The organism is Actinomycetospora sp. TBRC 11914 (assembly GCF_012933465.1).
Taxonomy (GTDB): Bacteria; Actinomycetota; Actinomycetes; order Mycobacteriales; family Pseudonocardiaceae; genus Actinomycetospora.
In genome coordinates this window covers 189,234-202,472 of record NZ_JABBND010000010.1, presented here as the reverse complement: position 1 = coordinate 202,472, position 13,239 = coordinate 189,234, and the positions used below count along the sequence as shown (strand labels likewise).

13 protein-coding genes are annotated in these 13,239 nt (G+C 75.0%); 8 read left to right on the top strand and 5 right to left on the bottom strand.

The genetic code is table 11. The features are described 5' to 3' along the window. Window positions 1-240: 240 nt before the first annotated feature. From HH311_RS17205 to HH311_RS33380, 6 genes are all read left to right on the top strand, one after another. Window positions 241-1,554: an MFS transporter gene (locus HH311_RS17205; RefSeq protein WP_169184893.1), complete on the top strand. Its 1,314-nt coding sequence runs from the start codon at window positions 241-243 to the stop codon at window positions 1,552-1,554. A gap of 37 nt (window positions 1,555-1,591) precedes the next feature. Beyond that, window positions 1,592-2,440, top strand: coding sequence for a hydroxyethylthiazole kinase (gene thiM / locus HH311_RS17200; protein ID WP_169184892.1), 849 nt, complete (start codon window positions 1,592-1,594; stop codon window positions 2,438-2,440). Between the two features lie 63 nt (window positions 2,441-2,503). After that, on the top strand, window positions 2,504-3,193 hold the full coding sequence (locus tag HH311_RS17195; protein ID WP_169184891.1) for an SDR family NAD(P)-dependent oxidoreductase: 690 nt from the start codon (window positions 2,504-2,506) through the stop codon (window positions 3,191-3,193). Continuing rightward, window positions 3,190-4,257, top strand: coding sequence for an S-adenosylmethionine:tRNA ribosyltransferase-isomerase (locus HH311_RS17190; protein ID WP_169184890.1), 1,068 nt, complete (start codon window positions 3,190-3,192; stop codon window positions 4,255-4,257). Before HH311_RS17195 ends, HH311_RS17190 begins: the two co-directional genes overlap by 4 nt. Before the next feature lie 53 nt (window positions 4,258-4,310). Next, entirely contained in the window at window positions 4,311-5,180 is an 870-nt protein-coding gene (locus tag HH311_RS17185) for an HPP family protein (protein WP_169184889.1), read from the top strand. Between the two features lie 51 nt (window positions 5,181-5,231). Next, on the top strand, window positions 5,232-5,927 hold the full coding sequence (locus HH311_RS33380; RefSeq protein WP_169184888.1) for a PaaI family thioesterase: 696 nt from the start codon (window positions 5,232-5,234) through the stop codon (window positions 5,925-5,927). Here HH311_RS33380 and HH311_RS17175 read toward each other — a convergent pair. Both HH311_RS17175 and HH311_RS17170 read right to left on the bottom strand, forming a co-directional pair. Further along, complete coding sequence (locus HH311_RS17175; RefSeq protein ID WP_211190379.1) at window positions 5,924-7,510, bottom strand: APC family permease; 1,587 nt, start codon at window positions 7,508-7,510, stop codon at window positions 5,924-5,926. The genes HH311_RS33380 and HH311_RS17175 overlap by 4 nt on opposite strands. A 63-nt stretch (window positions 7,511-7,573) precedes the next feature. Further along, window positions 7,574-8,158, bottom strand: coding sequence for a hypothetical protein (locus HH311_RS17170; RefSeq protein WP_169184887.1), 585 nt, complete (start codon window positions 8,156-8,158; stop codon window positions 7,574-7,576). Window positions 8,159-8,585: 427 nt separating this feature from the next. Here HH311_RS17170 and HH311_RS17165 point away from each other — a divergent pair, with 427 nt between their 5' ends. Further along, the gene (locus HH311_RS17165; protein WP_169184886.1) at window positions 8,586-8,906 is read left to right on the top strand and encodes a hypothetical protein; all 321 of its coding nucleotides are present in this window, start codon (window positions 8,586-8,588) and stop codon (window positions 8,904-8,906) included. Between the two features lie 45 nt (window positions 8,907-8,951). On the opposite strand, the gene HH311_RS17160 is transcribed toward HH311_RS17165, so the two are convergent. After that, entirely contained in the window at window positions 8,952-9,614 is a 663-nt protein-coding gene (locus HH311_RS17160) for a nitroreductase family protein (protein WP_169184885.1), read from the bottom strand. A gap of 117 nt (window positions 9,615-9,731) precedes the next feature. Between HH311_RS17160 and HH311_RS17155 the strand changes: the two genes are divergently transcribed. Continuing rightward, on the top strand, window positions 9,732-10,991 hold the full coding sequence (locus HH311_RS17155; protein WP_211190378.1) for an NAD(P)/FAD-dependent oxidoreductase: 1,260 nt from the start codon (window positions 9,732-9,734) through the stop codon (window positions 10,989-10,991). Window positions 10,992-11,018: 27 nt separating this feature from the next. Here HH311_RS17155 and HH311_RS17150 read toward each other — a convergent pair whose 3' ends face one another. Both HH311_RS17150 and HH311_RS17145 read right to left on the bottom strand, forming a co-directional pair. Further along, window positions 11,019-11,576, bottom strand: a complete 558-nt coding sequence (locus HH311_RS17150; RefSeq protein ID WP_169184884.1) for an OsmC family protein — start codon at window positions 11,574-11,576, stop codon at window positions 11,019-11,021. A gap of 288 nt (window positions 11,577-11,864) precedes the next feature. Beyond that, on the bottom strand, window positions 11,865-13,103 hold the full coding sequence (locus HH311_RS17145) for an acyl-CoA dehydrogenase family protein (RefSeq protein WP_169184883.1): 1,239 nt from the start codon (window positions 13,101-13,103) through the stop codon (window positions 11,865-11,867). Window positions 13,104-13,239 lie beyond the last annotated feature (136 nt).

Sequence of the window (13,239 nt, the reverse complement as noted above, 5' to 3'; positions counted from 1 at the left end):
TCTCGCCCTCGTGCAGGGGACGCCTCGTTCGACGCGCTCGCGTCGCTGCGTCCTGCCCCGGGTGCCCCTCGCCCGCCGCCGCCACGTCGACCACGGCCGCCGGCGCACCCAGGCCTGTCCGGCCTGATCAGCAGGACTCCCCGACCCGCCCGCCGCGGGCCCTGTCGGGGTGTGCCCGCTGCGCCCGGCCGGACCCACCGACCAGCCGGGCGTTCCCCGCCTCCCGAACCGAGGACGCCCGTGACCACGACCGATTCCGCCGCGCCCGCGGAGAGGACCGAGCCGCCCGCGCAGGCGACGACCGTCCTGCTCGCGTCCCTCATCGGCACCACCATCGAGTGGTACGACTTCTTCCTCTTCTCGACGGCCGCGAGCCTCGTCTTCCCGGCGTTGTTCTTCCCCGCCGGCAACGAGACCGTCGGGACGCTGCTGTCCTTCGCGACCTTCGCCGTCGGGTTCGTGGCACGCCCGATCGGCGGGGTGATCTTCGGCCACCTCGGCGACCGGGTCGGGCGGCGGGCGACGCTCGTCGCGACGATGGCCCTGGCCGGCGCCGCCACCGCGCTGATCGGGGTGCTGCCCACGTACGCCTCGATCGGGATCTGGGCCCCGGTGCTGCTCGTGGTGCTGCGGGTGCTCGGCGGGATCGCCCTCGGCGGTGAGTGGGGCGGCGCCGTGCTGATGGCCGTCGAGTACGCGCCGCCCGGGCGGCGCGGACTGTGGGGGTCGAGCCCGCAGATCGGTCTCGGGCTCGGCCTCGCGCTCGGGACGGGCGCGTTCGCGCTGCTCGGGGCAGCGATGGACAACCAGGCGTTCCTGGCGTGGGGCTGGCGGATCGCCTTCCTGGTCAGCATCGTGCTCGTGGCCATCGGGCTGATCGTGCGGCTGCGGGTCTTCGAGACCCCGGCGTTCCGGCGGATGCAGGAGGGTGCGGAGATCTCCCGGGTGCCGCTGGTCGACGTCGTCCGCGACACCTTCTCCCGGCGCAACCTCGGCCTCGGGCTGCTCGCGCGGTGGGGCGAGGGGGCCGCGTTCAACACCTGGGGCGTCTTCGTCCTGACCTACGCGGTGACGACGGTGAAGATGCCCAAGACGCAGGTGCTGGTGGCCGTCACCGTCGCCGCCCTGGTCTGCGCGGCGGTCGTGCCGGTGGCCGGACGTCTGGCGGACCGGTTCGGGCGACGGGCGGTGTTCGCGACCGGGTGCGCCGCGTTCGGGATCGGCGTGTACCCCGCCTTCCTCGGGCTGCACACGGGGTCGCTGGTCGTGGTGACCGTCGTGCTCGTGCTGCTGCTCGGCGTCGTCTACGGCATCCAGTCGGGGTCGGAATCGACCCTGTTCGCCGAGCTCTTCCCCACGCGCACGCGCTACACCGGGATGTCGCTGGTCTTCCAGGGCAGCGGCATCTACGCGTCGGGCCTGACCCCGCTGATCCTCACCTCGCTCCTGGCCGTGGCCGGGGGCTCGCCGTGGCTCGCGTGCGGGTTCCTCGTCCTGACGGCGGTGATCAGCGTCGTGTCGACGGCGTTCCTGCGGCCGGTGGTCGACCTGTAGCCGCGGGTACACCCGGATCCCCTGCCGAGGAGATTCCGTGCCCGTACCCGACGCCCGGTCCAGCGCCGACGCCCTCGACGCGCTCCGGGCCCACACCCCGCTGGTGCAGTCGCTGACGAACATCGTGTCGGCGAACTTCCTGACCAACGTGCTCCTCGCCGCCGGCGCCACCAACGCCGTCATCGACAACCCGCACGAGGCCGGCGGGTTCGCGGCGATCGCCGACGCCGTGCTGATCAACCTCGGCACGCCGACCGACGAGCAGGCCGAGGCGTTCTCGCTCGCGGCGGACGGCGCGACCGCGGCGGGGACGCCGTGGGTGCTCGACCCCGTCGGCGTCGGCGGGCTGCCCTGGCGGACGGAGCTGGCGGCCGGACTGCTCGAGCGGCGGCCGACGGCGATCCGCGGGAACCCCTCGGAGATCCTCGCGACGGCGGGGCTGCGCGGGGCGGCCGGGCACGGCGGCGGGCGCGGGGTGGACAGCGGGAGCGACGCGGCCGACGCCGTCGGCGCCGCGGTGGCGCTGCTCGAGGTCACCGAGGCGGTGTCGGCCTCCGGCCCGGTCGACCACGTCACCGGGTACACCACCGAGGGCGAGGTCGTGACCGTCCTCGTGCCGGGCGGGAGCCCGTTGCTCGCGAAGGTCACCGCGACGGGCTGCTCGCTCGGTGCGCTCGCGGCCGCGTACCTCGCCGTCACCCCCGATCCGTTGACCGGGCTGGTGGCCGCCCACGTGCACGTCGCCGTGGCGGCCGAGGCCGCCGAGCGCGTGGCGCTCGGACCGGGGACCTTCGTCCCGGCATTCCTGGACGCGCTGGCGTCGGTCGGTCCCGACGAGGTGCGCTCCGCGCCTGTGAGCACTAAAGGTCGGTATAGCGACAGTTAGTGCTCACGAGCGCGCAGCGCACCTCTTGACCTCGACAATCGTTGAGGTTCCACGCTGGCCGGCATGGCATCGCTGCACTCACCGACCGCCCTCGTCACCGGCGCCTCCCGCGGGCTGGGGCGCGCCCTCACCGACCAGCTCGTCCGGGACGGCTGGCGGGTCGTCGTCGACGCGCGCCACGGCGCGGACCTGACCTTCGGCTCCCCCGCCGTCACCGCCGTCCCCGGGGACGTCACCGACCCCGCGCACCGTCGGCGGCTCGCCGAGGTCGTCGACGGGCTCGGCGGGCTCGACCTGCTGGTCAACAACGCGAGCCTGCTCGGACCCAGCCCCCAGCCGCGGCTCGTCGACTACCCCCTCGACGTCCTCACCGGGGTCCTCGCGGTCAACGTCGTCGCCCCGCTCGCGCTGGTCCAGGCGCTGCACCCCCTGTTCCGCCAGGGCGCGCGGGTGATCGACGTGTCCTCCGACGCCGCGGTCGAGGCGATGGACGGCTGGGGCGGGTACGGCGCGTCGAAGGCCGCGCTGGACCACCTCACCGCCGTGCTCGCCGTCGAGGAGCCCCAGCTGCGGGTGTACGCCGTCGACCCCGGCGACATGCGCACCGTCATGCACCAGGAGGCCTTCCCGGGCGAGGACATCGGCGACCGGCCGCTGCCGGAGTCGGTCGTCCCCGCGCTGCGCGCGCTCGTCGCCGGCGAGCTGCCGAGCGGGCGCTACCGCGCGGCGGACCTGGTGGTGGCGTCGTCGTGACCGCGCCGCTCACCCGCTTCGTCCTGCCGGCCGAGCGCGAGGCCACCGCCCCGCCGGAGCGGCGCGGGCTGACCCGCGACGGGGTCCGGCTGCTGGTGGCCGGACCGGACGGCGTCGAGCACCGCCGCTTCGCCGACCTCGGCGAGTACCTCGACCCGGGCGACCTCCTGGTCGTCAACACCTCGGCGACGCTGCCCGCGGCGCTCGACGCCCGCCGCGCCGGCGGGGAGCCGACGACGGTGCACGTGTCGACCACGCTCGACGACGGCACCTGGGTCGTCGAGCCGCGGCGTCCGGACGGGCCCGACCGCGGCGTCACCGCCGGCGAGGTCCTCACCCTCACCGACGACGTCCGCCTCGCGCTCACCGAGCCCTACCCGGACCCGACGACGACCCTGACCCGGCTGTGGCGGGCGCACACCGACCCGCCGCGCGAGGCCGCGCCGTTCCTGCGGGGCCACGGCCGGCCGATCGGCTACGGCTACCTCGCCGGCGCCTACCCCCTCGGCGACCACCAGACCGTCTACGCCACCGAGCCCGGCAGCGCCGAGATGGCCAGCGCCGGGCGCCCCTTCACCGAGCGCCTGCTGGTCCGGCTGATGGCGGGCGGCGTCGTCGTCGCGCCGATCGTGCTGCACTGCGGGGTCTCCAGCCCCGAGAAGCACGAGCCGCCGATGCCCGAGCGCTACACCGTCCCGGCCGCCACCGCACGGCTCGTCACCGGGACGCGGGACGCCGGCGGCCGGGTGGTCGCGGTCGGCACGACCGTCGTGCGGGCCCTGGAGTCGGCGGCCGACCCGGACGGCACCGTGCGCCCCGCGGGCGGCTGGACCGACCTCGTGCTGGGACCGGACCGTCCGGCCCGCGTCGTGGACACCCTGATCAGCGGGCTGCACGCCCCGGAGGCCAGCCACCTGCTGCTCCTCGAGGCGGTCGTCGGGCCGGAGGTGGTGGGCCGGGCCTACGCGGCCGCCGTCGAGCACGGCGACTACCTGTGGCACGAGTTCGGGGACTCGACCCTCCTCGGTGGCCTCCGGCCTCGTGAGCACACAAGGTCGGTATAGCGGCACTTGGTGCTCACGAGGCCGCAGGTCACCTAGGGTCGAGGACCGTGGTGGTGCGGGCCCGACACGTGATGACGCAGGGCGTGGTGACGGTGTCGCCCGACGACCCCCTCGAGAAGGCCCGCGCGCGGCTCACCGAGAACCGCTTCAGCGCCCTGCCGGTGGTCGACCGCGGCTACCGGCTCGTCGGGATCGTCACGACCTTCGACGTGCTGCGCGCCGAGGTGCGCGGGCACGCCGACGCCGCCGTGAGCGAGGTGATGACCCGCGAGCCCATGACCATGGGCCCCGACTCCCCCGTGACGATCCTGTCCCACCGGCTGCGCCGCTACGGCGAGCGCCGGGTGATGCCGATCGTGGAGCGCGGCGTGCTCGTCGGGGTCGTCACCCGCGGCGACCTGCTCAAGACCCCGCCCCGACGCTCGTTCTTCGACCGCCTGCTGGGCTCCGAACCGGACGACCCCGACGACCTCCCGGCCGACCGCGGCCGCTTCGGCACCACGGCGGGTGAAGTGATGACCCCGTTCGCCGACCTGATCTACGCCGAGACCGACACCCCGGTCGCCGCGGCCGCCGCCGCGCTGTCGACGCACCGGTTCACCGCCCTGCCCGTCCTCGACGGCGAGGGCGTCCTGCGCGGCATCGTCAGCGAGGCCGACCTGGTCACCGACAACCTCTCCGGGCGGCGCGGCCCGACGCCGGCCCGGTGCGGCGACGCGATGACCTCGCCCGCCACCGCGGTGCGCCACGACGTGCCGCTCGCGAAGGTCGCGCGGACGATGATCGAGCACCGTCGCCGGGTGTTCCCGGTGGTCGACGACGCCGGCCGGCTGGTCGGGATGATCAGCCGCGGCGACCTGCTGCGGGCCGACTCGCCGCCGGAGGAGCCCGCGGGGCCGGAGGAGCCCGAGAAGCCCGCGTGACGATGTCCACGCCTGCCTGCGGATCCGGCCGCGGTGGCGCACGGTGACGGGGTGGGTTCGACCGACGGACGGGAGCAGCGGGTGGACGACGAGGGTTCCGACGGGTCGGAGCAGGAGAACGTGCTGACCCCGCCGCTGGTCCGCAGCGACCCCGCCGACCCGGCACGACGCACCTGGACCGGCTCCCCGGTGCCCGCCGGCTACCCCGAGATGATCGACGAGCTGCGCGAGCTCCTCGACCGCGTCGCGACGACGGCCCCGAGCGCGGAGGTCGTCGCGGACACCACCAAGGCCGTCGCGCAGCTCAACGCCTGGCTCGCCGAGTACGAGGTCGACGAGGCCGACCGCTTCGCCGGCCGGCTCCTCGCCGCCCCCGGCCGCGCCCAGCTCACCGGGCCGCCGCTGCTCGTCGACGAGATCGACGACGGCCGCATGACGGGCCGGGTGCGCTTCGGGGCGCACTTCCTGGGCAGCAACGGCGTCGTGCACGGCGGGGCGATCCCGCTGCTGTTCGACGACGTGCTCGGCCGGCTCGCCCTGACCGGCGGCCGCTCCCGCTCGCGCACCGCCTTCATGCACGTCGACTACCGGGCCGTCGCCCCGATCGACACCGAGCTGCGCGTCGAGGCGTGGTTCGAGCGCGAGGAGGGCCGCAAGCGCTTCGTCCAGGGCACGCTGAGCCACGGCGACACGGTGTGCTCCGAGGTCAGCGCCCTGTTCGTCGCCCTGAAGCCGGGACAGCGCTAACCGACGGGCTCCTCGGCCACCGGGATCGGCGCGTCGTCGCGCAGTCCGGAGCGCACCGCGACCGGGAACACCGCGAGCGCCCACACCGCCACCACCACGGTGTCCCACGGCGCCGGCAGCACCCCGGCCCCGTCGAACGAGCCGAGCCCGGAGAGCAGCAGCACCACCAGCAGGTGCACGACGAGCCAGGCGCCCCGCCGGAGCTCCCCGCCCAGCGACCCGACCCGGTCGGCGCGCCACAGCACCACGAACAGCGGCACCCCGACGAGCGTGAGCGGCAGCGCGAGGCGCAGGTCGTCGAAGCCCGACCAGTAGACGAACAGCGTCGCGAGCACGAACGAGACCGGCGCGATCACCGGCAGCCCCGGCACCCAGCCCGACAGCCGCGCGGGCTCCCGGCGCCGGAACACCTCGACGGCGACCGCGGCGGCCAGGTAGAGCAGCAGGTACAGGTCGCCCATCACCGAGACGATGCTCTGCCAGCCGGAGAACGGGAGCAGGTAGACCACGATCACCGCGAGGTTCAGCGCGAGCGCGCGCCGCGGCACGCCCCAGTCCCGGTCGACCGTCATCAGGCCCCGGGGCAGCAGCCGGTTCTTGGCCAGGGCATAGGTGTGGCGCGCGTCGACGGCGACCCCGACGAAGGCCGACCCGCCGGGCGAGACCACCGCGTCGCCGTAGAGCAGGGCCGCGAGGAACCCGAGGTTGAGCGCGACGGCGAGCTGCCCGAACGGCGAGTCGAATTGGATCCCCTGCCAGCCGTCCGCCAGCGCCGAGTCGGGCACCGCGCCGAGGAACGCCAGTTGCAGCCCCAGGTACACCAGGACCGCGGCGCCGATCGAGCCGAGCACGGCCAGCGGCACCGTCCGGCTCGGGCTGCGGGCCTCGCCGGAGAAGTCCACCGGCGCCTGGAACCCGTTGATCGAGTAGACGATCCCGCCGCCCGCGAGGGCCGAGAGCACCGCGCCGTAGCCGTACGGGGCGAACCCGCCGTGGTCGGTGAGGTGGGCACCGTCGAACCCGGACGCGAGCAGCAGGACCACGGTGAGCACCGGGACCACGACCTTGACCACGGTGATCGCCGCGTTCAGCCGGCCGAAGAGCCGCACGCCGAACCAGTTCAGCGCGGTGAGCACGATCGAGAGCACGACGGCGAGGCCCACCCCGGGCCAGGTCAGGGAATCGTCCCGGTAGAGCCAGGGCAGGTAGTAGCCCGCGTACTGGACGATCGCGGTGAGCTCGGCGGAGGTGGCACCCACCGCGAGCAGCACCGAGAACCCGATCACCGAGCCGACCAGCCGCCCGCTCGCGTAGAGCGGCCAGCGCACCGTGCCGCCGCCCTCGGGCCGCGTCGCGCCCAGCTCCACCATCACCAGCGCGACCAGCGCGCACAGCACGCCGGCCACCACCCACGAGATCAGCGCGGCCGGGCCGGCGATCTGCGCGGCGTACATCGACGCGAACAGCCAGCCGGAACCGATGATGTTGGAGAAGCCGATCGCGGTGAGGCCGCCGAGGCCGAGGTGACGCCGCAGCCGCCCCTCCTCGGCCTCGACGTCGGGCGGCACGGTCTCGGTCGTCACGCACGGCTCCCAGGGGTCGGCACGGCGCGGGCTACCCCGCTGGACGATGGGATCAGGGGTCGGCTACGCGGACCGGCGGAAGTCCGAGGCGCGCGCCCGGTCGAGCAGCACCCGCAGCGCGTCGACGGAGTCCTCGATGGCGTTCCGGGCCAGGGCGGCGGTGACGCCGGGCTCGAGGGGCACGAGCCGCGTCCGCAGCGGCGAGGGCACGTCGAACGGCGCTCCGGACCGCATGGCCAGCGCCAGCGCCTGGCCCGCGGAGAGCTCCACCCGCCGGTCGTCGGTGAGCACCGCGGTCGCGCTGAGGTCCGCGAGCCGGAGCCGCGGTGCCCGGACGGACCCCGACGGCGCCCGCGGGCGCCCCGCGGCCGGCGTCGGCGCGGTGCACGACGCCGCCGACGCGTCCGGGGCGGGCCCACCCTCCGCGAGGCGGAAGTAGTGGATCCGCGCGCCCAGCCCGGCGACCACGGCCAGCAGCAGGTCGATCCCGCCGGCGCTGAACCCGTCGCCGTGGGCGCGGGCGACGTCGATCGCGGTCGGGTCGTCGACGCCGATCGGCAGCACCGCGCTGCGGCTCCGGTTGGTGAGCAGCACGGTCGCGGGGCGCGGGGGTCGGCCGGCGCGTACGCCGGCCACCGTCATCCACATGGGCGGGGTCCTTCGTCCTGGCGGGACGCTCCCGGGGCTCGGGGAGCGGGCACGGACCCGCGAGGCCGGGCGGACGGACGGCCGCCCGGGCGGTCAGCGGATCGGCACCGCCGGACAGTGCCCGCCGACGAGGCGCAGCAGATCCAGCCAGACGCGCGCGACCGGACGTCGCTGCGCGCCCCAGGAACCCACGTCCCGATCGTGGCACACCCGTGGCACGACGAGCCAGCGACGGCCGCCGTCGTGCTGGTGGGGACGCGTCCCCCGTGTCACCATCAGCGTGTGCCAGGACCGGGAGTGAGACTCGTGCGCCGCACGTACGTCGACCTCCTGCGCGTCGTCTCCGACGGGTGTCGTCGGCCCTCCGGCCGCTGACCCACCCCGTCCACCGACGCGCCCGCGCGGGCGCCGCCCTCCGAGGACACCCGTGCCCACCTCCCTCGCCACCCCCACCCCGCTGTCCACGTCACCCTCCCGCGGCCGGGCCCGCCCGACGCGCGGGCCGCTCGCGCGGGCCGTGGTCACCGCGCTGCGCCGGCTCGACGAGGCCGACCACCGCGACGCCCGCCAGCGCTGGAACCGCAGCCGGCGCCTGGAGTCGATGCTGCGCACCGTCCTGGCCGACCACGCGGGTGCCGAGCACGGCGACGCGGTCCCCGCCGTCACGATCGCGTGCTCCTACCTCGCGGCGGGCGACGACGAGGAGGCCTACGCAGCGCTGCTCGTCGCGCACGACAAGCTGCGCTGACCCGTGGCGGCCGGGGACGAGGCGCGGGTCGTCGCCTGCGCGGAGTCAGTCCCGCGTCCGTGTCTCCCCCCACCGCTCCCAGTGGACGACCTCCTCGACGGGGCGCCGGCGCGGCTGCGACCACCGTCCGCGGGCCGGGTAGCCGAGCGGGACCAGGCCCATCGTCGCCGCGTCGTCGGGGAGCCCGAGGAGCGCGTCGACCCGGTCCTCCGCGCCCAGGTACAGCGAGGTGAGCACCCCGCCGATGCCGTGGGCGCGGGCCGCGAGCAGGAGCTGCTGGACCGCGCCGTAGATCGAGGACCCGAGGCGCTTGTCCGTGGAGTCGGCGGCGTCGCGCAGCACCGGTACGACGAACACCGGCGCCTCGCCGAGGTGCTGGGCGAGGTACTCGGTGGCCCGGTACGACGACGGGGTCAGCCCGGTGTCGACGCCGCTGCGGCCGGGATCGCTGAGCTCCTCGCGCCGCACGCCGTAGGCGGCGTCCCACCCCTGCCGGTACCAGTCCGCGATCCGCGTCTTCACCGACGGATCGGTGACGACGAGCCACGCCCACCGCTGCCGGTTCCCGCCCGACGGGCCGCGGATCGCGGTGTCGAGCAGCTCCCACAGCAGGTCGTCGGGGATCGGGGTGTCGGACAGGTAGCGCCGCGACGGGGTGCTGCGCAGGCCCTCCAGCAGGCCGACCTGCTCGGGCACGGGCTGGGACACGCTGCCTCCTCGGTGTACCGGCCGCCGGAGATCGACCGGACGCGGCCACCGTATGTGCGGGCCGGGCGGGAGAACCTCGGGGTGGTGCGAGCCGCCCCCGACGCTAGGTTGGGACGAGTGCACGTCACCACCGTCGTCGTCGGCGCCGGTCACTCCGGCCTCGCGATGAGCAGGCGCCTGGCCGAGCGGTCGATCGACCACGTCGTCCTCGAGCGCGGCGAGGTGGCCAACTCCTGGCGCACGGAGCGCTGGGACTCGCTGCGCCTGCTCACCCCGACGTGGCACCTCACGCTCCCCGGCGCGCGCGCCCTGCCCGACGCGGACCCCGACGGGTTCCTGTCGGTCGCCGAGCTGGTGTCCTACCTCGACGGCTACGCCGAGACGGTCGCCGCGCCCGTCCACACCCGGACCACGGTCTCCCGGGTCGCCGCGACCGACGGCGGCTACGAGGTCACGACCGACCGCGGGACGTGGACGTGCGCGACCGTCGTCATCGCCAGCGGCGCCAGCAACGTCGCCGCGCTGCCCCCGGCCGCCGACGGCGTCCCGGACACCGTCACCTCGCTCGCGTCGGCCGGCTACCGGTCGCCGGCCGACCTGCCCGAGGGCGGTGTCCTGGTCGTCGGGGCGTCGGCCAGCGGTGTGCAGCTCGCCGACGAGATCGCCCGCAGCGGCCGCCCGGTGACGGTCGCCGCCGGCGAGCACGTCCGCATCCCCCGCACTTACCGGGGTCGGGACGCCTTCTGGTGGATGGAGCGCGCCGGCGTCCTCGACGAGCGCTACGACGAGGTCGACGACATCATCCGCGCCCGCCACACCCCGTCGCCGCAGCTCATCGGGACCCCGGAGCGCCGCTCCATCGACCTCGACTCGCTGCAGCAGCGGGGCGTTCGGCTGGTCGGGAAGCTGGGCCGGTTCCGGGACGGGGTCGCCCAGTTCTCCGGCGGGCTGTCCAACACCGTCCGGCTCGCCGACCTCAAGCTCGGCCGGCTGCTCGACCGGTTCGACGCCTGGGCGGACGAGCACGGCGTCGACGACCTGGACGACCCGCGCCGACCGGCCCCGACGACCGTCGCCGCGTCGCCGCCGACGGAGCTCGACCTGTCGCGGGAGGGGATCCGCTCGGTCGTCTGGGCGACCGGCCACCGCCCGGACCACTCCTGGCTGGCGCTGCCCGTCCTCGACCACAAGGGCCGCATCAAGCACCAGGGCGGCGTGGTCACGGGCGCACCCGGCGTCTACCTGCTGGGGACGAGCCTGCTGCGCCGCCGCCGCTCCACCTACCTCGGCGGCGCGGACCAGGACACCGCCGACCTCGCCGAGCACCTGGCGGCCTTCCTCGCCGGGCGGTCCACGACCGGGGAGGGCGCGGCCTGAGCGCCGCGCCCTGCCCGGCCCGTGCCGTCAGCCGACGCTGACGTTGATGTTCGTCGGGTTGGCCAGGGCGTCGAAGACCGCGGACCGCTTCTGCGACTGCGCGACGAGCGCCGCGATGTCCTCCTCGCTCGCGTCCGCGTCGATGTCGAAGTGGACGGAGACGTCGTTGAAGCCGTTGCGGACCTCGGGGTCGCCGCCGAGGATCCCCAGCACGTTGTGGTTGCCCTCCACGGTCGCCCGGACCGAGCGCAGCTGGATGCCCCGGTTCTGCGCCACCGCGGCCACGCCCGCCGTGAGGCAGCCGGCGAGCCCGGCGAGCACCGTCTCCACCGGCGTGGGTCCCCGGTCCTCGGAGGCGAAGACCTCCGGGTGGTCACCCTCGAGCGTGAACGCCTGCTTGTGCTGCTGCGGTCCGCCGAGGCCCGAGAAGTGCTCGATGGTCTGCCGCGAGTAGGTGCCGTCCTCCCACTCCGAGGTCACCTTCCAGACGAACTCGGCCGCTTCGGGGGCCTCCTTCAGCGCGTCGCGGGCCTGCAGCAGGGCCTCGGTGTTGACGTTGTTGTCGACTGCCGGACTGGTGGTCATGGGGTGCTCCGGGAGTGGTCGCTGGGTGCTTCGGTCACGACGGCTCGGGCGGGGACGCCCGTCGGGTGGGTCGCCCGCGCGTCGGGGCGGCCGGAGGACGTGGGCACCGCTCCCCGCGCCGTCGAGCGGGTCCGGAGCGGCGCGGAGGCGCTCAGCCGCGACAGCGCATGGCCGACGTGCGGCACAGGTCGACGTGACGTCGCCTGACCAGCACCTGTCGACCGTCCACACCGGTCTTCCTAGCGAACCCGTCGCCCCAGGCCAAGAGGCCACCGCGCCGGAAACCGTCTAGGAGTACCAGTCGACGGCCAGCGGAGCCTCGCCCCGGAGCAGGTGCACGCCGACCTGGAGGCGCTTGTAGGCGACCGGGTCGTGCAGGCTCTGGGTGCGCAGGTCGCGCCAGAAGCGGTCCAGCTCGACGTCGCGGGCCGTCGAGCGGGCCCCGGTCAGCTCGAAGATCTTGGTGGTGACCTCGACGCCCACGTCGACCGCCACCGTCTTGGCCGCGGAGAGCAGGGCCGCCAGGTCCCCGCGCTGCTCGGCGGTCACCTCGTTCGGGCTCCGCAGCGCGGCGCTCACCTTCTCCCCCGCGTCGCGCACGAGTGCCTCAGCGGCCAGCAGGTGGGAGTGCAGGTGGCCGAACCCGTCGAGGATGTACGGCTCGTCGACGGCCCGCTCGTAGGGCGAGTGCAGCCACGAGCGGGTGCGGGTCCGCACGTACTCGGCCGCGCGGTCGAGGGCGCCGCGGGCGAGGGAGACGTAGAAGACCGGCATGAGCGTCTGGGAGGTCAGCCCCGGGGTGGAGTTCGCCGGCTGCGGGACGAACGCCTTGTCGGCGAAGCCCAGGGCGTCCGTCCACGGCACCCGGAGGTCGGTGACGGTGGCGCTGCCGCTGCCGGTGGACCGCTGCCCGAGGGTGTCCCAGTCCTCGCCGTAGGTGATGCCGGGCTGGTGGGCGGCGGTGTAGACGAAGAAGACGTCATCGGTGCCTTCGAGCGCGGCGCCGATGAACACCCGGTCGGCGACCGGCAGGCCGGTGTTGAACTGCTTCCCGCCGTTCAGCACGATCTCCTCGCCCTCGTCCCGGGCGCCGATCGGGCGGTCGCGGAAGTTGGCGATCCCCTCGACGAGCAGGCGCTCGCGGGTCACCTCGGCCTCCCACCGTTCGCGCTGCTCGGGGGTGCCGAAGGAGCGGAAGAGCCAGGTGTAGGCGTAGTGCCACCCGAGGATCTGGGCGATGGAGCCGTCGACCTTGGCGAACTCGGCGACGACGTCGAGGACGGTGGCCCAGTCGGCGTCACCGCCGCCGTGCGCGACCGGACCCTGCAGCCCGAGCAGGCCGGCGTCCTTGATCCAGCCGATCTCGGTGTGCGGGTCGGCGCCGGCGAGGTCGCGCTCGAAGGCGGTGGCCGAGACCAGGGCGGCCACCTCGCGGGCCCGGTCGGTCCAGCCCTGACGGTCGGTGGGGAGCGGGCGGTCGGCCCAGGCGGTGGAGGTGTCGACGGGGATCTGGTGGTCGAGGGACATGCGGCCTGCCTTCGGGTCGGACGAGCGGGACCGCGCGCGACGCGGGGGGTCGACACACGCGGGGGGGGGGCGGCACGGCGGAGGACGACCGCACGTGCGGGAGAGGAGACGGACTCCGGCGAGGGCTCAGCGGTGA